Origin of the sequence: Euhalothece natronophila Z-M001 (assembly GCF_007904085.1) — a bacterium.
Classification (GTDB): Bacteria; Cyanobacteriota; Cyanobacteriia; order Cyanobacteriales; family Rubidibacteraceae; genus Halothece; species Halothece natronophila.
Map to the genome: position 1 here is coordinate 211,995 of NZ_CP042326.1, position 23,616 is coordinate 235,610.

Below are 23,616 nucleotides of genomic sequence, written 5' to 3' on the forward strand. Positions count from 1 at the left end.
CGATTTCAACGGTATCGCAACTTAGCAATTTAAAAGTTTTTCCCAGTCTTGCGGTGTGTCAATATCAATTGCCCCTTCTGGAAATGGAACTTTGACAACCTCTGCATCATAACGATTAATAATGGGTTTTGCCCCCATATCCCCTTGCAGTGTCATCAGTTCTGGAATTAAACTCTGATCGAATAATGCAGGCACTCCCACAATGCCATCATATTGAGATGCCACAATCCGACGATCGCTGTTGCGATAATGAGTCACTAACTGTTGAATGACCTCTGGTGACACTAAGGGTTGATCACCTAACATCACGATTAACGCATCTAATAGAGTCGCCATTTCCTGAATTTTACTGACCCCACATTGTAGGGAACTTGCCATTCCCTGTGACCATTTTTCATTGAGCGCGATCGCGACAGGCAAAGGCGTTAGTAGCGGTTCAATTTGGGAAGCAAATGCCCCTAAAACCACCACAATCGGTTGGCAACCTGATGCAAGTGCCACTTCCGTAAGATGCTGAAGGAGTGGCTTGCCGTGATAAGACAGAAGTTGCTTCGGTTGCGAAAACCGTGTCGCAGCCCCTGCTGCTAAGAGGATGATTCCAATTTCACCCATGAATGTTCTAGCCTCCGGTGAATGCTACCAGCGCGATCGCGCAAGGAATTACTGGATCCGCCTCCAATCACCGCTTGAATTTCTGCAACAATTGAGAGGGCAATTTCTTCTGGGGTTTCTGCTGCCAGATCCAATCCCACAGGATTATAAACCCGTTGTTGATTAGTCATAGCAATTTCCAATTGTGCCAAATCCTTCCATAAATGCTGCATCCGATGTTGGGGTCCTAAAACTCCCAAATAACGAACCGCAGAAGGAATCAAATGCTTGAGAAACGCGAAATCACTAATATAACGGTGAGTCATAACAACCGCAACTGCTTGCGACGTTAATAGATGCTGATAGTCGTCTGGATGATCAGGATTGCATTCCAATAACTGATCTGCCTCGGAAAAGCGATCGCGAATCAGATAGTCTGGTCGATGATCAATTACTGTTACCTGCCAACCCAGTTGTTTGGCAAATTGAACCACCGGAATTGCATCAAAGCCGGCCCCAAATACCAGTAACGGTAACGGTGGCGCAATCACTTCAAACAGAACACTGATTGATCCCTCTTGCCAGCTATAAGATTGAATAAACGGTTGATGGGCAGTGATTGCCTTTTGGGTATCAGCAATTAGCGTTTCCGTAATCTCAGTTTCCCCGATCTGGTTAATGACTGTTCCATCGGCTTTCAACATAATTCGGGAACCGACGGTTAGCTGGGAGATTCCCTCTACTGCAAATACAGTCGCGATCGCGCCGTATTGATGAGACTGCCAACACTCCTGAATAAAGGTTAGTTGAGAGGCCGCCTTTTCATCACTGAGGGATTCAATCAGGACATCTACCATACCATTACATCCTAAACCAAACCCCACTAATAAATCTTGTTCGTGGTCGGTGGTATCATAACGCACCACTGTGGGATCACTGTTGCCTTGCAGGTGCGGTTGTGCCCGTGCTAACACATCTGCTTCTAAACAGCCTCCACTAATGGCACTGATCATCTCTCCCTGTTGTGTCAAAAGCATACGAGCTCCAGCCCGGCGATACACGGAACCGCTAGTTTGAACCACCGTTGCCATTGCAGTGTGTTCTCCTGCCTGTTGACACTGCTCAAAAACTTGTAAGATGCGCTGTAATTCTCTCATTGAAAGTTCTCTAGCCCATCAACTGATCGGGGGTAATGGGTAACTGTCGGATGCGTTTGCCCGTGGCATGATAAATAGCATTCCCAACTGCGGCAGCCACGCCAGTAATCCCAATTTCTCCCACGCCGCGCACGCCTAAGGAATTAAAGTTTAAATCGGGTTCCCCAACAAAAGTAACGTCAATGCGAGGAATATCTGCATTCACGGGAATATGATAGGTCGCCAAATCATAAACCACAGGATAACCGGTTTCGGGATCGAAATGACAGGCTTCCATTAAGGCATCCCCAATGCCCATCGTGACTGCCCCGCGAACTTGGCTAGCAGCCGCTTTGGCATTCATGACTTGTCCAATATTCATCACCGACACCCAACGGGTAATCTGTAGTTGCCCAATTTCCTCATCCACCATCACTTCACAAAAATGCGCTCCCCAAGACTGGAATGCCCATTGCTTACTTTCCTCACTCGGAGAAGCAGTTGCCGTGGCTTCAAAATAGTCTTGCCCTAGCTGTTGCAATTGGGAACAAGCCTCTGAAACAGTGCGAGACTTGGCATTTTCTAAAACCTGTTGGCAAGCCTCCGTAACTGCCGGGGCCAAAGAAGCAGTCATCATGGAACCGCCAGCAACCCCTCCATTCGGGAAATTGGAGTCTCCTAATTCCACCTGAATGTGATCCACCGAGATCCCCAATGCTTCCGCAGCAGTCATCGCCACCATGGTGTAAGAACCTGTGCCAATATCATTCCCGGAAGTCATTACCTTGACCTTGCCATCACCGCATAACTGTACGGTAACGGAAGTACCAATCCGATTCCCTGGAAACGTAGCAGCTGCCATTCCCCATCCCACTAGTTTCCCCTCACGGTACTGGGCACGGGGTTGCAAGGAACGATTTTGCCAACCGAACCGTTCTGCGCCGACTTTTAGACAATCGGCAAAATGTTTCGCTGAGAAAGGTAATCCTTTACGCTGATGTTCGGTGGTTTCATTTTTCAACCGCAATTCAATGGGATCAATATTGAGCTTCCAAGCTAACTCATCCATGGCTGATTCTAAAGCCCACATTCCCGGTGTTTCCCCAGGGGCACGCATAAATGTCGGAACCCCCACATTTAAAACCGTAATGTCTTGCTGAGTAAATAAGTTAGGGGAAGCATACATCACAGGAGTCACACTGGTACAAGGTTCATTGAAAACTTCCACAGGAGAAGTGCAAGATTTGGCATAGTGAGAAATTCCCAGTAACGTCCCTTCTGCAGTGGCAGCTAATTGCAGGGTTTGCTCGGTTTCAGAACGATGACCGGTGTTTGCCGTCATCTGACGACGGGTAACCACTAGTTTTAACGGACGCTGAATTTCACGGGCAGCAGCTGCACACAAAATACTATGAGACCAAGGGCAGGTTTTCGAGCCAAATGCTCCCCCAATATAGGGGGTTATCACTCTAACATTTTCCGCAGGAATATTAAATAATTGCCCATAAGTTCGTTGCGATCCCTTGACATACTGCGAGGGTTCATAAACCGTCAGAGACTCCCCGTCGTGCCAATGGGCGATAATGGCATGAGGTTCCATGGGAGATTGAAGTTCTGTGGCAGTTTCATAAACTGCTTCCACACTCACCGCCGCCTCGTTGATGCCAGTTTTGATATCCCCTGTGGCAAATTCCCCTTTCCGAAAGACCATCTCTTCCCCAAACATGGAGGTAGCTGGTTCATAGTTAGCTTCCTTGGCATCCACTAAGGGGGGTTCTGCTTCATATTCCACTTGGATTAAGTGCGCGGCTTCCCGTGCCTGTTCCCATGTCTCAGCGACCACTAACCCAATAATTTGTCCCCCATAGTGAATTTTGTCATCTGAAAGAGGCAAACGAGATTCATAGATTTTGGAATTGATGAAATTATTATCGGGTTGATAGACTTGCGGGGGATTATGATGGGTAAAAACTGCCTGTACCCCTGGTGCTTGTTTCGCTGCGGAAGGATTGATGGCTTGAATTCGACCATTGGCGATCGCGCTGGTTACCAAATAGCCGTGAACCATTTCGGGAATGGCATGTTCGGCACTATAGGTAGCTTGCCCAGTTACCTTGGCAAAACCATCTTTGCGAGTAACTGAAGTTCCAACAACTTGATTCATGTTTCACTTCCCCTCTCGGCGGACAATTTAAGAGCTCGTTCCATGGCTCGTTTACTCAGATCAACTTTAAAATGATTGTGAGATAGCGGTTGTGCATCTTGCAATGCCATCTCGGTTGCCTGTTGCCAAGTTTCGGCATCTGCTGACTTTCCTTGAAGATAGGCTTCTGTTTCCCATAATCGCCACGGTTTGTGGGCTACCCCTCCCAAGGCAAGATAGGCTTTTTGAATGACATTATTGGTCACCGAAACCATGGCTGCCACTGAGACAAGGGCAAAGGAAAAAGAAGCGCGATCGCGCAGTTTCAAATAAACACCTGTTTTCGCAGTAGGATGGGGAGGTAATTTAACCGCAGTAATGAGTTCCCCGACTTCCAAATGGCTATCCCATTGAGGCGTTTCTCCCGGCAAACGGTGAAATTGACTCACGGGAATTTCTCGCACGCCATTGCTTCCTTCCACTTCCACCACAGCATCCAGAGCCGTCAGTGCCACTGCCATATCAGAGGGATGAACGGCAATGCAGTGTTCACTCGCTCCTAAAATAGCGTGCATCCGGTTAATCCCCTCTCTAGCAGAACAGCCGCTGTGAGGTTGCCGTTTATTACAAGCAAAGGCAGTGTCATAGTAGTAAGGGCAACGAGTGCGCTGGAGTAAGTTTCCGCCCACTGTTGCCACATTACGAATCTGTTGTGATGCCCCCGATAAGATCGCTCGCGACAATAGAGGATAATCTTGTCGAATGCGGGGATGATTGGCAACGGCAGTATTAGTGACCAGTGCCCCAATTTTTACGCCGCCATCCGAAGTGGACTCAATTTGATTGAGATCCAACCGAGAAACATCAATCAGCCTCGAAGGCTCATCTAAAAACGCCTTTAACCGATCCACTACATTGGTGCCACCAGCAATATATAAAGAATCCTGTTGCGCGATCGCGTTTTGGACAGCCTCTTGTGTGGAGTGGGCACGAACATAACCAAATTGTTTCATCTTGAGCCATCCTCCACGAGAATATTGGCATCAGGGGAGGGAGGAGTTTGCCCCGAGGCTTGTTGCACGGCAGCGACAATGCCATTGTAAGCCCCACAGCGACAAAGATTACCACTGAGTCGTTCTCGAATTTCTGCCTCTGATAAGGTTTCTAGTTCTGGAGGAGTCGTTAAATCAGGGGTAATAGCACTCACATTTCCTTGTTTCACCTCATCTAACAAGGCGACGGTAGCGCAAATTTGTCCAGGGGTACAATAACCGCACTGAAAGCCATCATGCTCTAAAAATGCAGTTTGCACCGGATGAAGTTCCTCTTGGTTGCCTAAACCTTCAATGGTAGTAATCTGCTTTCCTTCTTGCATAATGGCTAAGGAAAGGCAGGAGTAAACTCGCTCTCCATCAATCAAGACAGTACAAGCCCCACATTGACCGTGGTCACAGCCCTTTTTACTTCCTGTCAACCCTAACCGTTCTCGTAGTAAATCCAATAGCGTCACTCGCGGCTCAATGCTAACGGTATAGGAGCCATCATTAATGGTTAGTGTGACTGGAATTTGTCCTGCTATCTGCATTAATCACTGTTTTTGCTAGTTTATTGTGTCACAGAATCTGATTAAATATACTTTCTTTTCAAATACAGCTTTTGCTTTTTACTAATTATATATAGCAATCCTAAATCAGTTGTAAATTTTTAGTTGGGATCCCCCCTTTAATTCCCCCCTTACTAAGGGGGGTGGGGGGGAAGCCTTCGGCACGGCTTTCAGCCTACGTAATGTTGAGCTAGTTTTTACAAATGAGATCATATTGCTATAGTATTTTAAAGAAGTCATTTGCTACCAATTATGGATATCGAATGAACTTCTCGCAAGTTGCCCTTTTCTCAAGACTCTATTTACAAAACTAATACTTTCAGCCTACATTGATGGGAAATTGCCTAGTTTTACCCCCTATTAAGCGTTAATACGACGAATTTCAGAATAAAATAACACCCAGCTTTGTTGGTTAGTGTCATGTTCTTCCCATACGGTTCGTAGTCGTAAGTTAGGATGAGCAAACCATAACCGTTCTTTGAGTAGGCTATTATTTGCGGTTTTGCTAGACAGGGTTAAGGCTTCATCTTCTCCTAAGACAAAATCACCCACAGTAGGAGTTTGGTCACTGTTCATTAGTTTTTGCACAAATTGACCCTTTTGCTGATCATAAGGAATGAGCGCAATTAAACTGGCTCCTTTTTCTGACTGAGTTTCGTCTTCCCAAGTGATTTTTGCGCCAGCTAAGGACAGTAAATTGGCATCTGAGGGGGGATTTAGTTGACTGGAAACTTCTTGCCGCAAAGCCGCGATCGCGCTATCTTCTCCCCCGAGTAATTCTACTGTTAACTCTGCTTTCCCATTATCCACACTCTTTTGCGCTAAATTATACCGAGTGCGTTGGGTGAACCATTTACCTTCGCTTTGTTCAAAAAAGGTTTTAATATCCATCATTATCTATCTAATTCAATTAATTTCTGAGTTTTTCTAGAGAAATGGTAGCAGCTTTGCTCACTTGGGGATGGCTATCTTTTTGTAAATAGTTTAAGGCGGAAACACTTTGCTCTGTGGGTAAATTCCCGAGGGCTTCGGCTAATCGTTGGCGAACTAACCAATCTTCTGACTGCACAAACCGTAACATTTCTTCTACGGAGTCGGTACTTTTAATTTCTCCTAAAGCAGCGATCGCGGCTTGTTGTAACACCACTTCTTCACTGTTGAGGGCTTGTAAAAGTACCTCTTTCGCCTTAGGATTTTGTAAATTCCCTAAAGAGACTGCCGCACTAAAACGCACTAACCAATGGGTATCCTCATAAAACAATCGTACCAATGGATCAAACGCTCGGGGGTCTTGAAGATAGCCTAAAGCCCCTGCTGCATCAGCACGAATCCCATAATCCTCATCTTCTAGGAATCCTAATAAGAGAGGATAACATTCCACGGTTGGTTTAATCCCCAAAGCAAACACTGCCATTGAACGAATTTGCAAACTCTGATCATACAAGACTTTTTTAATCAGAGGAACCGCTTGTTCGGGATCAACTTCTCTTAACTGCGCTAAACCCACCATCCGATCGCGCTGATTGGGGCTTTCTAACTGTTGCGACAACTGCTCTAAATTAACTTCACTCATCTTAATTTCCGTAAAATATTTCTAAACTTTCCTGATTACCAACATACCGCCAATGCCAGGGTTCATAACTCACCCCTTGGGGGTTATCTTTTGGAAAGGAAAGCTCAAAACTATAACGCGCTGCATTTTCTTCTAACCATTGAAACGCCTCAGTTTTTGCAAAATCCTCTTGAAAATGAGTGGTTGGGGCTTCGCGATCGCCAATATCAATGGCATAGCCAGTATGATGTTCACTATATCCTGGAGGCGCACTAACTTGAGCTCTTTCTCGGGGAACTTCGCCGCGTTCTGCTTTCACCCCGAAAAAAATATCTTCCTGTTCCTCAACAGAGCGATATCCTGATAAAGGCACTAAAGACACCCCATCTTCTTGCGCTGCTTCTTGCATCTCTACAAATTTTTCTGCTGCTGGTGTTCTTAATTTAATCGTACTACCTGAACTTAGTGCGGTTAAACTCTCAGGAGGTGCTTCTTCATAGGGAAAATGCCCTAATAGATCCTCTCTTCTTTCTTCCTGCGACATCTCTTCAGAAACTTCCGAAATTGTTTCCTCAGTTTCCAGCGCCGAAGAAAATGTTTCTACCATTGGTTCCCAAAAAGAACTACCTAAGATCACTACTATTACAGTGAATCCTATTGCCATAGCACCACCCCGCCGTAAAGAATTCCGTTTCCTTCGACGAACTGGGGTAACGTCCCTAACGGCTTCTGGAATTTCATCAGGGGACGTTTGATTATTCCTGACAGACAAGGTTTTTCCTCCAGCAATGTGATAATCAAGCCTTTAACAGTTTAGCAATGGATCTCCCCCTAATTTCCCTAAAACTTTCCTGAGAAGAAAAAGGACTTTTACTAAGTTTTATTGCGATGTTTTTATTTTTCTTTTATATTAGGGGATGGAGAGTTACAAAAATTTACTTTAGTTTTAAGTAAGCGCAACAATTTGATGGGCAATTCTAATCGTACTGACTCTCACCACCAACTCATCACTTTTTAAAAATTGGAAAAATGCTTCAAAAAATACTCAATTTATCAACTAAACTTTTTCGATCTAACCTTAGTGCTAATTATTGGTCACAAGCCGCTTGGACAATTTTAAGGGTCATTGTGGGCGTAATGATGGTTCACAATGGACTCGATAAATTATCCGATGTCGAAAACTTTGCTACAGCTTATGTGGAATTTATTGGGCTGCCATTTCCCATCTTCTTTACTTATGTGGCGGCTTATACCGAGTTAATTGGTGCGCCTCTTGTCGCGATCGGCTTTTTAACACGCCCTGCTGCTTTAGGTTTAGTCGGGACAATGGCAGTTGCAATGTACCACCACATTTTGGTAGCTGGCTTGAGCATTCCTTACCTAGAACTATCAGCAATTTATGCTAGTTGCTTCTTGTTCTTTTTGATTAATGGTGCTGGCTTATTCTCCGTTGATAACTTTATTAGTGGCTGGTTAAGCAGTCAATTCCTCTCGCTAGAGCAGCAACCTGAACAGATCCGCCAAGATGCTCCACAGGTTACTGACAAAAGCGAAGAAAGTGTTATGTCCAACTAGGCTTTAAAAGCTAATTAGACAAAACTGGAGAGTGATTCGGGGGATCGCTCTCCTTAATTTTAGGTAAACAAATTTCTGCGCGATCGTCAATAGTTACTTAAGAACTTTTTAGCATCAGCGGGACTTAAACCTTCAGAACCAACAGTATAATTCTCAAAGAGTTGGCCCTTAATAAAGATTTTTATCCGTTTAGCTAACCTTAACTTAATAATTGGCAGTTCTAATAAGGGAATAATATCTCTTATTAGGTTGGCTACTTCTTTACTAGGACAATCCACCCGAAATGTCCCCCAACGTCGCTTGATTTTACATTTTTTTAAGACTTCCAGACGCTCTGATTCTGACTTATTTTCTCGGTAATAGCTCCAGATTAGTCGCATGAGTTGTGGATATTTTTTCATGGCTCGGATCACCCTTTCCCTCAAAAATAAAATAATAAAGATAACTTCTTCACTTGTCTTTATTTAATCTAAAATTCTAAGCAATGAGGGAATTCTGTAAGAACTTTTAACGAGATTTTGTAAATATTAACTTTCCCTAAGTAGTAAAAGGTTGATAACAGGGGGATTTCAAGAATATTTGATTCTTTTAAAAGGTAAAGATTGTATAAATTTAAAGTAAATTTCCTCCTCATTGGGCTAATTGATGCCACACTGCTGAGGAGGGAGGTTGGTTCGCTTATTCCACGGTGTAAGCCACTTGAAGAGCCCAAATAATTAATCCCGCGATCGCGCCCAAAATTAACACAGAAGAAACAGCAACGACTACTGGCTTATCAGCGCCAGGAAACTTCATAATTCCGCGATTGAGATCAGACATGACTTTTACACTCCTTAATTAAAGCCCTTCTCACAATTGACACTCTTACCACTAAATCAAAGATTATAGCGGGAGATTCTTGCTTCTTTTCCTCTTAACTAGACAGTTCCAAAGATGAAACTATCCCCGTCAGACCGAATCCACAAGCATTTTAGTTTTAATTCCACGAGTTGCCCGACCGCAGAAGGATCTGAATTCTGATTTGGTTGTAATGACCTTGCTCTTCAGAGATTTAAGCTGGTCGAGACCCGTCACCATTACATTTTCGAGGGTGATATTTGTCGCGACGTACTCTCATTGGGAGGTTTTTGAAATCTCTTACGGGCATTACTGCTTCTTTTATATTAGCACAATTCAAACCAATTAAGACGGTCGCTCTAACCGGTCGGGTAGGTCGAACCCTTATATTCTAACTGTTACGTGTGAACTCACCCGCGACTAAGCTCCTTGCGTCGCTGTAGTCGGACGGGGCGTATAAACATCTGAGGAAACCTCAGATGACAGCCCCTTGGCTTCTTCCTTATCCTTCCAAAGGACAGATAAGGTAACGGGAGTTCTCCGTTTGGATGAGGAACTTTTGCCATCATCCAACTGACCGTCATTTCTGCGATTCAGTTTAAGTTTCTTAGCCCAGTATCTAGCACCAATATTATAACTAGCCGATAAATCGCAGTTATATTGTTTGCCACTAGAAAACGTAGCTAGGGAGTAATTCTTTTTGCTTCGTTTAACTTTTCCACTGCCATCAAAAGCCCAACTGGAAGTCCCACGAGGATAAACAAACTCTGTCTTTCCTCCTACTTCAGTAAACTTTTCTTGAGTTAAATTAACCAACGCACGATTTAACCAGCCATGAAAACGTTGTTTTAAGGTCGAGCCTTTACGCCCTCCCTTAACCACCATCCAACATTTCTTTTCCAAGCATTCCCTTAGCTGTAATGCGGTAATCCAAATCTTCCATGAAGATCATGTCACCACCATCACACAAAGCATGAGCCTGCTTATAGTGGAAATCTTTTCGTGTGTTGCTAACCTTGTGGTGCATTCTTGCTACCTTGATGCGTTGTTTCTCGTAATTCTTTGACCGTCTCTGTTTTCTAGAAAGTCTGCGTTGGAGTAATTTCAACTTCCTTTGCATTTCCTTAAAAAACTTGGGTGGCTTGACGAGAACACCATCACTGGTTGCTAAGAACTTCTCTAATCCGATATCAACTCCTATAGCATGACCATGAGGGGGTGGCGCTGGTACTTCTACATCTAATTGAAGACATACTGAAACATACCATCGATCTGCTTTTCTGATGACTCGAACCTGTTTAACTTGGAATCCATCTGGGATTGGACGATGAACATTGATTCTGATTTTCCCCACTTTGGGTAAGCTAATTTGCCCACCTGTAATTGGGTTTTCCTTGAATTGAGGAAAAAGAATCGACTTCAATTGTCCAAACTTTTTGAATCTAGGAAAGCCGTATCCTCTTTCTCTAAAAAAGTCCCATGCTCGATGTAGTTGCTTAATGGTTTGTTGCAACACCTGAGAGGGGACTTCTTTTAATCTAGGAAATTTTTTCTTGGCTTTTGGAAGTTGATTAAGCTGATTTAATTCGCTAGGAAATTTAGCATCAGCAGGAATGATATACTCCGAAACTAAACTGCATCGGTCGATACTACACTTTCGACTATTGCACCAATGTTTGATTTCTCGAAGAGAGTAATTGTAAGCACTTCGACAAACTTCCATTATCTCAGAGAGTTTTTCTTTTTGAGATTGATCGGGAGAGATTCGGTACTGGTAGTTGAAAGTTAACATCGACCTGATTGATTGGTAAATTCTTTATTGTAGGATGTTTATCATAGGTTGTCAACTTGTTAATTGTTAGTTTAAGGATGTCCTTACGGACTTTTATTTGTTTGGTGACGATTCATGAGGGGCTGTCATCTGACTGGAGCGACACAGCGAAGCGAGGAAGTGAAGCTCTCCTCAGATGTTTATACGCCCCGTCACCCCGTTAACCTGACGGTATAACGGAGCGGAGCAAAGCGTGAGCATCTTCTCGTCACATTAAGATAATTGACATTCTCTCCCGTCAAACGCTACGCGCTATGACGGGAGATTCCTAGCCTCACGACTAAGTTTCCTGTCTCAGGCTCTTGACTAGACGAAGTTTCCTCCATCCCCGTCAGATCGCCTCCACAGGCAATTTGTTTATTCTCTAACCTCTGCCCGAGGTCGGAGAGTCCTTTAGGTCTGCTTTCCAAGCTCCGCTTTCCGATGCGCGGGAAACCCGCGCTCGGGTCGGAGCTCGATGCGCGGGAAACCCGCGCTCGGGTCAGACCTCTATTTCTAATCACTTCAGCACTTACAACATCTCTTGAACCAATGTAACCGCATTCAGGACAATGATGAACTCTAACATCTAATGTTTTCTTTCCTGTATGCGCTCCACATTGAGAACATTCTTGGGAAGTGCCATCTTTGTCAACTTTGGCAAAGTAAACATCACGTTTCCAACAAACCCACTCCAGAATGTTCACAAACTGACCAAAACCTGCATCCGCAGCGTGTTTAGACAACATCCCCCGTTGCCACGAACGAAAGTTGATATCTTCGACAAAGATCATTCCTGCTCCATCACACAATTGATGGGCAAGTTGGAAGTGCCAATTCTTACGAGCATCAGAGATACGTTGGTGAACTCTTGCTATCTTGCGATTCAGTTTATGGCGGTTATTCGACCCTTTTTGTTTGTTCTTAAGCCTACGTTGGAGCAATCTCAGCTTCCTTTGTAGAGACTCTAAAAACCGAGGTCGCTTAACTTCTAAACCATCGGAAGTAGCAACAAATTTATCAAAGCCCAAATCTAACCCTCTTGGGTGTCCATGAGGGAAGGGTTGAGGAACTTCTACATCTAGTTGAAGGGATAACATGACGAAATAACCAGAGGCTTTTCTAATCACTCTTACCTGCTTCACCTTAAATCCTTCTGGGATGTCTCTAGACTTTCTGAACCTAACCCAACCTAATTGAGGTAGTTTAATTTGATTTCCTTTTAATACTTCTCCCCTGATCTGAGGAATCAGATAAGACCTTAGACGATATTTGTTCTTAAATCTAGGAAAACCAAACCCTCTAGACTTCATGTCAGAAAAAGCCCGATCCAATGTCCTTAAAACTTGCTGGAGAACTTGAGCATTAACTGACTTCAGTCGTTCACTGTCTTTCTTAGCCTCAGTTAAAGCCTTCGCTTGCCTTGAATAACTAGGATAAGGTTCATCAGCAGGAATAATATATTCCTTTTCAATCGAACAAGCATTAACAGGACATTTTCGAGAGTTGATCCAATCCTTTCTTTCCCTAAGAGCATAATTCCAAACCGTTCGGCAAACACCGAGCGTCTGCTCAATCATGTCGATTTGTAATTGGTTTGGTTCTAACTTAAATTCGTAAGAAAGGGTAAACATTGGATTTTGAACTTTAATAATTCCAGTTTAACGGATTCTACACGATTTAACAACTAATGTACGGATGTCCTAACGGACTTTTTTCTTTTGGTCACGATTCATCTACCCGTTAAGCTCCTTTCGTCGCTATAACGGGAGTCCTCTCGTGACATATCTGATAGAGTGTAAATTTGTAACCCTAACCTTTTAATTAGTAAATGTTGACGTTTTAAAGTGGATAGGCTAGACTGCTCCCAGATTAAACTGGTTCCCCTTGTAATAGGGAAGTTAGGCGTTGACGGTTATTCAACTAAACATTTCTTCGAAGTCTTGACTCAATCCATGAAAATACTTGTAACTGGCGGTGCGGGCTTTATTGGCTCTGCTGTTGTGCGGCAGTTTATTGCCGAAACAGAGCACACCGTAATTAATGTTGATGCCTTGACCTATGCTGGCAATCTTGAATCACTTAGTGATGTTCGGGATCACCCGCGACATATTTTCGAGCATGTTGATATCACCAATCATGACTCCCTCACAAGTGTATTTCAGAAACATCAGCCAGGGGCAGTCATGCATTTGGCAGCTGAATCGCATGTGGATCGTTCTATTGATGGGTCCGCCGAGTTTATTAACACCAATATTGTGGGCACTTATCTGCTGCTTGAGTGTTCACGGGAGTACTGGAATAGACTTCCTGCAAATGATCGGCAAAGTGTAGCGAAGGGTGAGAAGTCAGGTGGAGTCACCAAAGAATCCTTTCGCTTTCATCACATTTCCACTGATGAGGTGTATGGCGATCTAACAGTCAATGACCCTCCTTTCACAGAAGAAACTCCCTATGCGCCAAGCTCACCGTATTCCGCCAGCAAAGCCAGCAGTGATCATTTGGTTCGTGCTTGGTATCGCACTTATGGTTTGCCGATCATAGTCACTAACTGTTCCAACAACTATGGTCCCTACCAGTTTCCAGAGAAATTGATTCCACTAATGATTCTCAATGCACTGGATTGCAAGCCACTGCCGGTGTATGGACGTGGAGAGAATATTCGGGATTGGCTCTATGTGGAGGATCATGCACGAGCATTGCGTTATGTTTTGGCGCATGGCGTCGTCGGCCGCACCTACAATATCGGCGGGCTTAATGAGAAGACCAATCTCGAGGTCGTGAACAGCATTTGCGACCTTCTCGATGAATTAAGGCCATTGAGTGGTCTCCCCGAGATCTCACAGGCGCCTGACAAGTTATCCAAGTCCTACAAATCCCTCATCACATTCGTTACTGATCGACTCGGCCATGATCATCGTTACGCCATTGATAATTCGCGTATCGCCAACGAGCTAGGTTGGCAACCCCTCGAGAGCTTTGAAACGGGCCTGCGGAAGACAGTACAATGGTATTTAGATAACACCACATGGGTTGAAAGGGTTCGCTTGGGCACCTATCGCGATTGGATCGCCACCGAATACACCAAAGGGGGCTAGGTTTGATGAAAATCCTTCTGCTAGGTTGTCAGGGTCAGGTCGGCTGGGAGTTACAACGCTCATTGGCTCCCTTGGGTGAAGTGATCGCACTGATACGCCACAACACTGATGGTCTCTGTGGCGATTTAAATCAGCCAACAGCCCTGGCAAGAACTATCAAGACGTTGACACCCAATGTGATTGTGAATGCCGCTGCTTACACCGCAGTGGATCAGGCTGAGTCGGAATCTGATCTAGCACAAGCTATCAATGCGGTCGGGCCAAGTGTTTTAGCCCGTGAGACCCAAAAGCTTGGGGCATTGCTAGTACATTACTCCACGGATTACGTATTTGATGGGTCCGGTGCCAAACCTTGGCGCGAGGATGACCGGACAGTTCCTCTCAATGTTTATGGACAGACCAAGCGTGCGGGGGAACGGGCTATTCAGGAAAGCGACTGCCGGCATCTTATCTTCCGTACTAGCTGGGTCTATGCCTCTAGGGGCAAAAATTTTATTCGGACCATGCTGCGCCTCGCAGCGGAACGCGATGCACTGCAGGTCATCGACGATCAGTATGGCGCGCCAACAGGCGCTGCGCTGATCGCGGATGTGACGGCGCAGGCATTGCCACTGGCATTGCGCAAGCCGGAGCTTGAGGGGCTATATCATTTAGCAGCGTCTGGTGAGACAACTTGGCACGGCTATGCCTGTCGGGTCATCGAACAGGCACGTCAAGCCGGGTGGCCCGTGAAAATAGCCGAACAGGACGTCTGGCCAATCGCTACAGATGCATTTCCAGTAGTAGCGCAACGTCCCAATAACTCCCGTCTCGATTGCACCCGTCTGGAAGAGGCTTTCGGGCTGTACCTTCCGGCTTGGCAACGGGGGGTGGATCATACCCTAGCTGAAATACTCGATTGTGGAGGAATTGCTTGAATATGCATGTGACCCCAACCGCCATTCCCGAAATATTGCTCATTGAGCCAACTGTGTTCGGCGACGAGCGCGGGTTCTTCATGGAAACGTGGCAACGGTGCAAGTTCGCCGAGGCCGGCATCGACTATGATTTTGTGCAAGACAATCACAGCCGTTCGGTATATGGCACACTTCGAGGCTTGCATTACCAAATTTGCAAGCCACAAGGGAAATTAGTTCGCGTCACGCGAGGTGAAGTGTTCGATGTAGCTGTGGATTTACGGCAGCATTCACCAACTTTCGGTCAATGGGTCGGTGAAATGCTTTCGTCAGACAACAAGCGCATGTTGTGGGTACCACCAGGTTTTGCACATGGCTTTTATGTCACCAGTGACACTGCTGAGTTTCAATACAAGTGTACAGATTACTACTCGCCAGAATGCGAGCGTAGCATTCACTGGAATGATCCGAAGATTGGGATCGCTTGGCCAATTCAGGGGCTACCCTTGGTGTCTGAAAAAGATGAACAAGCCGACCTATTTGAACATGCCGAGTATTTTGCTTATTGAGCCTCTTCTGCCTAAAGGCGAGAAGATTCCCTTGTAGAATCTTGACAAAAAGTCACCTTTAGCGGTGATTTATAGTCGTTCCAATTCAGTTCCGTAGTGCAGCCATCTTGGCTACTACTAGGGAGCAAGATGCTCCCACTACTTTTAGGTTGCTGTTTTTTATTTGGAATCACTATACATCGTATTAACCTGTGGTATAGATAACGCCGACGTTGCTAGGAAATCTCCAAGGGAAAAGAAGCAGGAAGTGGACATCAGACCTTTATCAGGTTTCTAGGAACTATGATAAGTTTGAGTAAGTTCCTCATAACGGACTGATGGAGCATGAAGCAACGAAAAGGTATTATATTAGCCGGTGGTAACAGCACTCGACTGTACCCGGTTACGCAAGTTATTTCGAAGCAGCTTTTGCCTGTATTTGATAAACCGATGATCTACTACCCACTATGCACGCTGATGATGGCGGGTATACGAGAGATTCTAATCATTTCCACGCCAGAAGACACACCTTTGTTTCAAAAACTTTTGGGTGACGGGAGTCAGTGGGGACTGCAATTAGAATACGCCGTGCAAGCGCAGCCCAATGGCTTGGCAGAGGCATTTGTCATTGGTGCAGATTTCGTCAAAGATCACCCCAGTGCTCTAATCTTGGGCGACAACATTTTTCATGGACATGATCTTGGAGCATTACTTCAGGCAGCCAACAAACGACCAAGCGGTGCAACCGTTTTTGCATACGCGGTCACCGATCCTGAACGCTACGGCGTGGTTGGTTTTGATGAAACTGGGCATGCAACCAGCCTAGAAGAAAAACCGAAACAACCTCGGTCGCGCTACGCAGTCACTGGTTTGTATTTTTACGATGAAAAAGTTATTGACATTGCCAAGGGTATCCAACCCTCCGCTCGTGGAGAACTTGAGATCACAGACGTGAATCTCGCATACCTAGAGCAGGGCGCGCTCAACGTCGAGGTAATGGGGCGTGGCATGGCTTGGCTGGATACAGGCACACATGAATCACTAAACGCTGCCAGCGCTTTTATTGAGACTTTGGAGACACGGCAGGGGTTGAAGGTTTGTTCGCCCGAAGAAACGGCGTATCGGATGGGGTTTATCGATGCTGAGGGGGTTCGATTGCTTGCAGAGCCTCTGGCAAAAAACGGGTATGGCCAGTACCTATTGCAGATGTTGGATGACAATATTTTTTGATCTTAGCCCTCTTCTGTCACTTTCTGTAAATCTGTCGCTGTAAGGCTTATGAACAGTGGATTCTTCAATTGCGCTAATCAGAAATATTTGGTACTAATAATTATTAGTGCAATCACGCACTTAGAAAAAGCTTCGGAAGATTTAATTGATTTTTCTATTCGGAGACTGACAAAAGAGCGATAACTCATTATTTGATTTGTTACTTCTTGGTTCGGAGATTGACAGAAGAGGGATTACCTGTGCAACACACTCTCCTAATTTAACGCAAAAAAGAGGGTAACCCTCAGGCTACCCTCTCTATATCACTCTCCTCACCTATAATCTAGACAGTTGTTGTTTCAGTTCCCAGATCGCGTCCTTCCTCGGCACCAAAGTTAATCCAGTGTTCTAGAGCACTAGAGAGCACATCGCCTTGCACTGCTTGTTCTAGGTCTGGATGCGCTCCCAAGTAGCTCTCGGCATCAAAACTCTAGTAACTCTTGTGTAGCAGCTCGACCTTCTTCTGCACCATGCAAGGCAAAATGTTCAAATCCTGAGCCGAAATCATCATTTTCTACCGCGTCTAGAACATCAGAATATTCATTCAAGTAGAAGGCTTCATCATAAGGAATATTGCTTCCTTCTCGTGGTTCTTTAAAACCATGATTGAGATAGTGGTCAAGGGCACTTTGAAAAATCTCATCTTCTCCTACTGCATCAGCCACATCTGAGTTTTCACTAAGATAGCTAGTCGGGTCAAAGTTTTGTAAAATATCTGTTGGGATTCGATTTTCTCCCAATCCAAATTGCTGAAAATGGTCTAATCCTGAGTCAAAATCATCATTTTCCACTGCTTGCAGAACATCAGGATTTTGATCTAGGTAGAGTGATTCGTTAAAGATAGATTCTGAGTTGACTGCAAGGGGAATGTCAGGTAAATCAAGCTCAGGCTCGGGTTCAGGCTCAGGTTCAGGCTCGGGTTCGGGGTCAGGCTCAGGGTCGGGGTCAGGGTCAGGCTCTGGCTCAGGTTCAGGCTCAGGTTCAGGCTCAGGGTCGGGGTCAGGGTCAGGCTCGGGTTCGGGTTCAGGGTCGGGGTCAGGGTCAGGTTCAGGCTCAGGGTCGGGGTCAGGGTCAGGTTCAGGCTCTGGCTCTGGAGATGCACTAAAGAAAATTTCGGTATCATCTTCTACTTGTTCGGTGAGAAATTCTCCATCTGAGTAATCTCCTTCGAGGGTAATTGTTGAATCCACTTCACCATCATCATTAGCGTCAATTTCAAGGATGGTTGACCCTTCAGTTACTGTTAACTGTTCCTCGTCAAATGAAGTGTTACGCACTCGGAGGGTATCATCTGCTTCAAAGCCAATAATGCTTTTTTCATCTAGTTCTTCTAACGTTCCTTCTACAACATTAGGTGTGTCCCCTCCTAGATTAAAGGTATCAGGAGTGGCGACGGCTCGATTTTCTCCTTCGGGAATGAAAGCATTTTCAGCATTGCTTAATTCTAGGGAAAAGCTAGTTTCTCTTAATAAGTCAGGGCTGGAAAATACGTCGATTTCAATTGTGGCGGTTTGTTGATTCTCTTCAAAGGTTAATTCCCCTTCTTTCTGTTCAAAGTCACTATCAGCAACGGCGGTTCCATTGTTGGTGGTGTAATTAACGGTGACAGGGTCTTGGGCTGGTTCGGTAAGGGTTACTTCAAAGTCAATGGTGGTGTCTTCCTCAGCAGAAACTTGATGAGTTACATCTTCTATTTCTAATTCGGGTTGGGCAACTGTGATGGTTTCTGGAGCATATTCCCACTCTGGAACTTGGGTTTCTCCTTCAATTACGCCGTAAATGTAGTAATCGTTATTAGATAGCCCTTCTGGTATTTCCCATTCCAATGTACCACTGTCATTGCTTCCAACTGTAATCTGGTCAATGGACTCTCCTGTCAAAGTATCTTCTTGGGTATCGTAAAAAAGCTCTAGATTGGCTTCTTCTGCTAAATTCCCGACTTCGTAGTCAATCTCAATGGTTTCTCCAGGCACAACCATCTCGGGGGAATCTTGAGCTAAGTTTAGCTCTAATCCGACTGAGGTAGCTAAATCAAAGGCACTTAATTCGAGTCCCTCTGGCGGTTCATCCATGGTGCCAAAACGCCAATCTCCAGCATCGAGTTGTTGAAAATCAGCAGCAATGACTTGTGAGGTTTCATCACTATATTCTACAACCGGTTGTAGAGCGTCTTCTTCTTCTGGGGTGAGGCGATTTTCATTGGGGTCTTCTAAGGCGAAAGCGGGGGCTGCTTCTGAATCATCCCATTGTGCATTAAAGATGACAGCTGCGGTCTCATCATCAATCTCGAAGGTAGCGCTTTCTTCTAGTGATGGTTCGTTGGATTGAACTTCTGTATTTGACTGTAAACTCGCTGAGTTGCTACTTAGGGTATTTAGAGATCTGACATCATCTTCCTCTTCCACTTCATCTAATTCATTACTTCCGATGGTGGTAACACTCCCATCAAAGTTCAGCCGTAAGCCAATTCCTATGGGATCACTTTCTTGTTCTCCGAAGGAAAAGATATCAGCTAAAGAGGGAACCTCAATTTCTCCCCAACCTGCTATGTAATTGTCTTCAGCGGCGTTTTCTGTACCAAAGTTAAAACGGAATTCCCCATTGCCTAATTCGGTGCCAGCAAAGTTGTCAAAGGAAATCCAATCTGGTAACCAATCTGGTTGTAAACCAGAAACGTCAGGAACATTAACAGTGGAATTACCTTGGGCTACTAATCCAAATTCAGGGGAGCTCCCTTCTTCTTGGGTAGCGGAGGCTCGAATCATACCCTTAAAATCAATGAAATTTTGGAGAAAATCAAAATCCCCATCTAAGTTAAAAGTGGCTTGATCTCTTTCCCCACTAGCAGATTGCAATAACTCCACTTTGGCATCAATGTCAGCGCTCAGTAGTGACCCTCCTAAAATTTCTAGATCAGCTCCGCCTTCTAGTTTGGTTTGAGTTGGTGATGTGCTAAACCCTCCTTCTAGTCCTAGTTCGACTAAGTTGGGAACATCTAGATCGAGCTCAAACCCAAATGACCAGTCGTCGAAAAGTTGTTGCGGATCAGGGCCAGCGGTCAGGGCCAGATCACCTTTTAGGGAGGGAAAGCCATCTCCTAGATTTCCAACTTCACCACTAATCTCTTGTAGAAAGACACCTGTGTTGGCAATGGGTTGGTTTAATTCGCTAGCACCTAACCCCAATTGGTCAAATATGCCTAAACCTGATTCTTCTAAATCCAGTGCAAAACTCCCTTCAATGTTACCAAAGGGAGTCCCAATTCCTCCTTCTCCTTCTACCTCAATCCCATCAAAGGTGTCTATTTCCACGTCAACTTCATTTAATCCCCAGTCTCCAATTCCTAAACCAATATTTTCTGCTCCAAACTTTCCACTGACATCTAAGCCAGAAGAGGAGATTTGTAGCCGGTTGGAATCGGTTAAATCAGCGCTGAACCCAAAGTCATTGAAGGCTTCTATGGTGAGGTCAGCTTCTCCTTGTAGTTGTAGGGCAGGTTCAAGGGGGAAGGCAGTTAGTTCAAAGCTATCGAGTTCAAGGTCTAAGCCGAAAGCATTAAAGTTAAATTCCTCTTGTTGTTCCAAGACAGTGATGCCATCACTGGGGTTTTGCTCTGGTTCAAAGCTAAAGTCGAATTCTCCATCGAATAGGGGAGGAAGTTCAGGGAATTGGTCAGGAAATTGGTCACGGAGTTGGTCAGAGACTTCAATGATTGCCTCTCCGCCAATTGTTGCTTGAGTCGGATCTAATTTATAGAATAGTTCACCATCGGCTTCTAGCCATGGTTGAAATGATTGGTCATTGTCTGGTATTAACCCTAATTCAATGTTGCCTACTGCGCGCTGATGTCCTGGTTCGATTTCATCAAAGCCTTGTTCTGCTCTTAATTGAAAAGGCTCAATGGTGATGACTCCATCTTCGTCGGGTTCGGGGTCATCTGGAGGATCATCGCTGGTAAACTCGACTGAAAATTCCTCTGGTTCACTGGTGATTCCTGATTCTGGGTCTTCAACAATGACCTCGAAGTCAAAGCTGTCGCCCTCTTGTACTGTTTCTTCTTCTTCGAGGATGACTTCGCCACTGTTGAAGTCAATGCTAAATTCGGGGATGTCATCGACTATGGAGAATACAAGGTCGTCTTCTTCACTCTCTCCTGGGTTGGCTTCTACGGTGAAGAGGGTGTCTCCCTCTGCTACGGTGTTAATATTAATGGAAAAAGGGTCTTGAGGGATGATTTCAGGGGCGGTGGGGTCGTCAGGATCATCGGGGTCGTCTGGGGGGTCATCAGGGTCAAGTTCTCCTTCTACAAAGGGGCTGGCAATAGTAGCAACTCCTTCACTGAGCTCGTCTGCTACGTCACTACTGTCGCCACCTTCGTCATCACGTCCCCAAGTGACAACGGAGCCATCCTCTTTCAACGCCGCAAAGGCAAAACGAGTAGAAAAGATTTGCTCCACTCCTGAACTGAGGTCATCTGCTACCTCACTGCTGTCGCCACCCCAGTCATCATCTCCCCAAGTAACTACCGAGCCATCTCCCTTCAATGCCGCAAAGGCTCTCTCATTAGAAAAGATATCCTTAACCCCTGACTCTAGTTGCTCTGAGACATCTTCAATTTCTTCTATAACTTGCTCTTGTTCATCGAAATCGAATTCGGAGCTAACAATAGAACTCTTGCCCCCCCTGCTAGAGTCTCCCCAAGTGACAACGGAGCCATCATCTTTCAACGCTGCAAAGGCGCTATTAGTAGAAAAGATTTGCTCCACTCCTGAACTGAGGTCATCTGCTACCTCACTGCTATCGCCACCGTTGTCATCAGCTCCCCAAGTGACAACGGGGCCATCCTCTTTCAACGCCGCAAAGGCCCAACGATTAGCAAAGATTTGTTCCACTCCTGAACTGAGGTCATCTGCTACCTCACTGCTGTCGCCACCCCAGTCATCATCTCCCCAAGTAACTACCGAGCCATCTTCTTTCAACGCTGCAAAAGCCCAACCATTAGAAAAGATTTGCTCTACTCCTGATACGTCAATGCTGTTGCTAGCGGCACCCGCTCCCCAAGTGATAACTGAGCCATCATCTTTTAACGCTGCAAAGGCACTATCAGTAGAAAAAATTTGCTCCACTCCTGAATTGAGCTCATTTGCTACGTCAATGCTGTTGCCACCCTCGAAATCATCTCCCCAAGTGACAACCGAGCCATCACCTTTCAAGGCTGCAAAAGCCCCTTTAGTAGAAAAGACATCTTGCACATTGTTTAATTCCCCTCCTGGTACTCCTGTTACAAATTGCATCCCTTCACCAGTGAGGTCGCCACCGCCTGAATTACTTCCCCAAGTGACAACGGAGCCATCATCTTTCAACGCTGCAAAGGCATTATCAGTAGAAAAAATTTGCTCCACTCCTGAACTAAGTTCATCGGCTACCTCACTGCTGTTGCCACCAGCACCGCCACCTCCCCAAGTGACAACCGAGTCATCTTCTTTCAACGCTGCAAAAGCCCCTTTAGTAGAAAAGATTTGTTGCACTCCTGAACTGAGCTCATCTGCCACCTCACTACTGTTGCCACCTCTAGCGCTAACTCCCCAAGTGACAACGGAGCCATCATCTTTCAACGCTGCAAAGGCTCTATCATTCCTCCACTCCCCACTAGTTCGCCTAGACGGTGTTGGTGTCGCTGCTGGGATCCGTTGAAAGCCGTTAAACGACTCCACTAAGCTAGAGTTGTGTTGCTCCACAACAATTTCTTCTCCATCAACCGTCACATACCCCGTATCATCCGTTTCCCGTAGCGTCTCTAATTCCGTCTCCGTTAATTCTTCTCCCAATGCTAAAGCAGAGAAAATTGCTCCCTCATCCCCTGGGGTATTCTCCTCATTCACCACATTATCCAGATGATGCCCTAACTCTTCTGTTAGCACCCTCATTGCCCCATCTTCACTCGCTGAAGCTAACCAATCCTCATTCAGGTAAATCGTTTCATTACTGCGAGCATACGCTCCCGCCGCTCCTGATATATTAGAATCAGATAACACCTCGATTTCTGGCAGTTGGGAAAAGTCTCCTTCTTGCCACTGAGTGACTAATGTTTCTAGTGAGTCGGGAGTATCGTCTAGGAGTAGTGCTTCTTGGGCAGCACTAATTAAACGTCCACTGGTTGCGGCTTCGGTGAGAAATTCTTGCCAAGTGTTAAAAAGAGGGTCAAGGGAAAATTCTAAATTCGCAGGATCAGACATTGACTTAACTCCTTCTGAAAGAGAGATGAGAATCAAATTAAAAACTAAAACTACACTAGCAAATTCAATTAAATTTATGCCTTAAAGGGGAGTGTGATTGTGATCGCTATTAGCGAACAGTTTTTGATACCGTTTTTAAGTTTGCGTAGAGAGTCTAAAAATCCTGAACCGATTGTGAAGAGAGGGTTACAAGACTTTCACTTTGATTTTGTGAGAGAGTCTTTTTTGTCAAATGAGTTGCTGAAAAGCTCCAGATAGATGTATCGTTTTCTGATTCCCTGTACGAGGAGTTTTTAAGTGATTGGACTCCAATTATTAATTA

19 protein-coding genes and 1 pseudogene are annotated in these 23,616 nt (G+C 45.2%); 5 read left to right on the top strand and 15 right to left on the bottom strand.

Annotation, left to right across the window (positions count from 1 at the left end; genetic code table 11):
* Positions 1 to 21: 21 nt before the first annotated feature.
* The 8 genes from FRE64_RS00980 to FRE64_RS01015 form a co-directional block, all read right to left on the bottom strand.
* Positions 22 to 612, bottom strand: a complete 591-nt coding sequence (locus FRE64_RS00980; protein ID WP_146294252.1) for a nucleotidyltransferase family protein — start codon at positions 610 to 612, stop codon at positions 22 to 24.
* Complete coding sequence (locus FRE64_RS00985; protein WP_146294253.1) at positions 585 to 1,748, bottom strand: XdhC family protein; 1,164 nt, start codon at positions 1,746 to 1,748, stop codon at positions 585 to 587. Before FRE64_RS00985 ends, FRE64_RS00980 begins: the two co-directional genes overlap by 28 nt.
* A 10-nt stretch (positions 1,749 to 1,758) precedes the next feature.
* Complete coding sequence (locus FRE64_RS00990) at positions 1,759 to 3,891, bottom strand: xanthine dehydrogenase family protein molybdopterin-binding subunit (protein ID WP_146294254.1); 2,133 nt, start codon at positions 3,889 to 3,891, stop codon at positions 1,759 to 1,761.
* Positions 3,888 to 4,883 carry an FAD binding domain-containing protein gene (locus FRE64_RS00995; protein WP_146294255.1) on the bottom strand — a complete coding sequence of 332 codons (996 nt, stop codon included), beginning with the start codon at positions 4,881 to 4,883 and terminating at the stop codon, positions 3,888 to 3,890. Before FRE64_RS00995 ends, FRE64_RS00990 begins: the two co-directional genes overlap by 4 nt.
* Positions 4,880 to 5,455 (bottom strand): (2Fe-2S)-binding protein, encoded by a 576-nt coding sequence (locus FRE64_RS01000; protein WP_146294256.1) that lies wholly within the window; start codon positions 5,453 to 5,455, stop codon positions 4,880 to 4,882. The genes FRE64_RS00995 and FRE64_RS01000 overlap by 4 nt, the downstream gene beginning before the upstream one ends.
* A 378-nt stretch (positions 5,456 to 5,833) precedes the next feature.
* Positions 5,834 to 6,367: a phycobiliprotein lyase gene (locus FRE64_RS01005; RefSeq protein WP_146294257.1), complete on the bottom strand. Its 534-nt coding sequence runs from the start codon at positions 6,365 to 6,367 to the stop codon at positions 5,834 to 5,836.
* 16 nt (positions 6,368 to 6,383) lie between these two features.
* On the bottom strand, positions 6,384 to 7,046 hold the full coding sequence (locus FRE64_RS01010) for a HEAT repeat domain-containing protein (RefSeq protein ID WP_146294258.1): 663 nt from the start codon (positions 7,044 to 7,046) through the stop codon (positions 6,384 to 6,386).
* Position 7,047: 1 nt separating this feature from the next.
* Positions 7,048 to 7,797 carry a M15 family metallopeptidase gene (locus FRE64_RS01015; protein WP_146294259.1) on the bottom strand — a complete coding sequence of 250 codons (750 nt, stop codon included), beginning with the start codon at positions 7,795 to 7,797 and terminating at the stop codon, positions 7,048 to 7,050.
* Positions 7,798 to 8,054: 257 nt separating this feature from the next.
* Between FRE64_RS01015 and FRE64_RS01020 the strand changes: the two genes are divergently transcribed.
* Entirely contained in the window at positions 8,055 to 8,600 is a 546-nt protein-coding gene (locus tag FRE64_RS01020) for a DoxX family protein (RefSeq protein ID WP_146294260.1), read from the top strand.
* 86 nt (positions 8,601 to 8,686) lie between these two features.
* Here the strand turns inward: FRE64_RS01020 and FRE64_RS01025 are convergent, their stop codons facing one another.
* The 5 genes and pseudogenes from FRE64_RS01025 to FRE64_RS01040 form a co-directional block, all read right to left on the bottom strand.
* Complete coding sequence (locus FRE64_RS01025; RefSeq protein WP_146294261.1) at positions 8,687 to 9,001, bottom strand: hypothetical protein; 315 nt, start codon at positions 8,999 to 9,001, stop codon at positions 8,687 to 8,689.
* A 277-nt stretch (positions 9,002 to 9,278) separates the two neighbouring features.
* The gene (locus FRE64_RS17360; protein ID WP_186708911.1) at positions 9,279 to 9,419 is read right to left on the bottom strand and encodes a hypothetical protein; all 141 of its coding nucleotides are present in this window, start codon (positions 9,417 to 9,419) and stop codon (positions 9,279 to 9,281) included.
* Between the two features lie 438 nt (positions 9,420 to 9,857).
* Complete coding sequence (locus tag FRE64_RS01030; RefSeq protein WP_246140364.1) at positions 9,858 to 10,322, bottom strand: hypothetical protein; 465 nt, start codon at positions 10,320 to 10,322, stop codon at positions 9,858 to 9,860.
* Positions 10,315 to 11,229, bottom strand: a pseudogene (locus tag FRE64_RS01035) (RNA-guided endonuclease InsQ/TnpB family protein); the annotation flags it as partial. The pseudogene FRE64_RS01035 and the gene FRE64_RS01030, both read right to left, overlap by 8 nt.
* A 284-nt stretch (positions 11,230 to 11,513) precedes the next feature.
* Positions 11,514 to 12,881, bottom strand: coding sequence for an RNA-guided endonuclease InsQ/TnpB family protein (locus tag FRE64_RS01040; protein WP_146294262.1), 1,368 nt, complete (start codon positions 12,879 to 12,881; stop codon positions 11,514 to 11,516).
* A 321-nt stretch (positions 12,882 to 13,202) separates the two neighbouring features.
* On the opposite strand from FRE64_RS01040, the gene rfbB reads away from it, so the two are divergent.
* The 4 genes from rfbB to rfbA all read left to right on the top strand — a co-directional run bounded on the left by rfbB (position 13,203) and on the right by rfbA (position 17,019).
* Positions 13,203 to 14,345: a dTDP-glucose 4,6-dehydratase gene (gene rfbB / locus FRE64_RS01045; protein WP_146294263.1), complete on the top strand. Its 1,143-nt coding sequence runs from the start codon at positions 13,203 to 13,205 to the stop codon at positions 14,343 to 14,345.
* A gap of 5 nt (positions 14,346 to 14,350) precedes the next feature.
* Complete coding sequence (gene rfbD, locus FRE64_RS01050; protein ID WP_146294264.1) at positions 14,351 to 15,262, top strand: dTDP-4-dehydrorhamnose reductase; 912 nt, start codon at positions 14,351 to 14,353, stop codon at positions 15,260 to 15,262.
* A 2-nt stretch (positions 15,263 to 15,264) separates the two neighbouring features.
* Positions 15,265 to 15,810: a dTDP-4-dehydrorhamnose 3,5-epimerase gene (gene rfbC, locus FRE64_RS01055; RefSeq protein ID WP_146294265.1), complete on the top strand. Its 546-nt coding sequence runs from the start codon at positions 15,265 to 15,267 to the stop codon at positions 15,808 to 15,810.
* A gap of 324 nt (positions 15,811 to 16,134) precedes the next feature.
* Positions 16,135 to 17,019 carry a glucose-1-phosphate thymidylyltransferase RfbA gene (rfbA, locus tag FRE64_RS01060; RefSeq protein ID WP_146294266.1) on the top strand — a complete coding sequence of 295 codons (885 nt, stop codon included), beginning with the start codon at positions 16,135 to 16,137 and terminating at the stop codon, positions 17,017 to 17,019.
* 322 nt (positions 17,020 to 17,341) lie between these two features.
* Here the strand turns inward: rfbA and FRE64_RS18065 are convergent, their stop codons facing one another.
* Together FRE64_RS18065 and FRE64_RS01065 are read right to left on the bottom strand one after the other, a co-directional pair.
* Positions 17,342 to 17,467, bottom strand: a complete 126-nt coding sequence (locus FRE64_RS18065) for a hypothetical protein (protein WP_281286893.1) — start codon at positions 17,465 to 17,467, stop codon at positions 17,342 to 17,344.
* Positions 17,468 to 17,480: 13 nt separating this feature from the next.
* Positions 17,481 to 23,294, bottom strand: a complete 5,814-nt coding sequence (locus FRE64_RS01065; protein WP_146294267.1) for a Calx-beta domain-containing protein — start codon at positions 23,292 to 23,294, stop codon at positions 17,481 to 17,483.
* Positions 23,295 to 23,616: the final 322 nt, after the last annotated feature.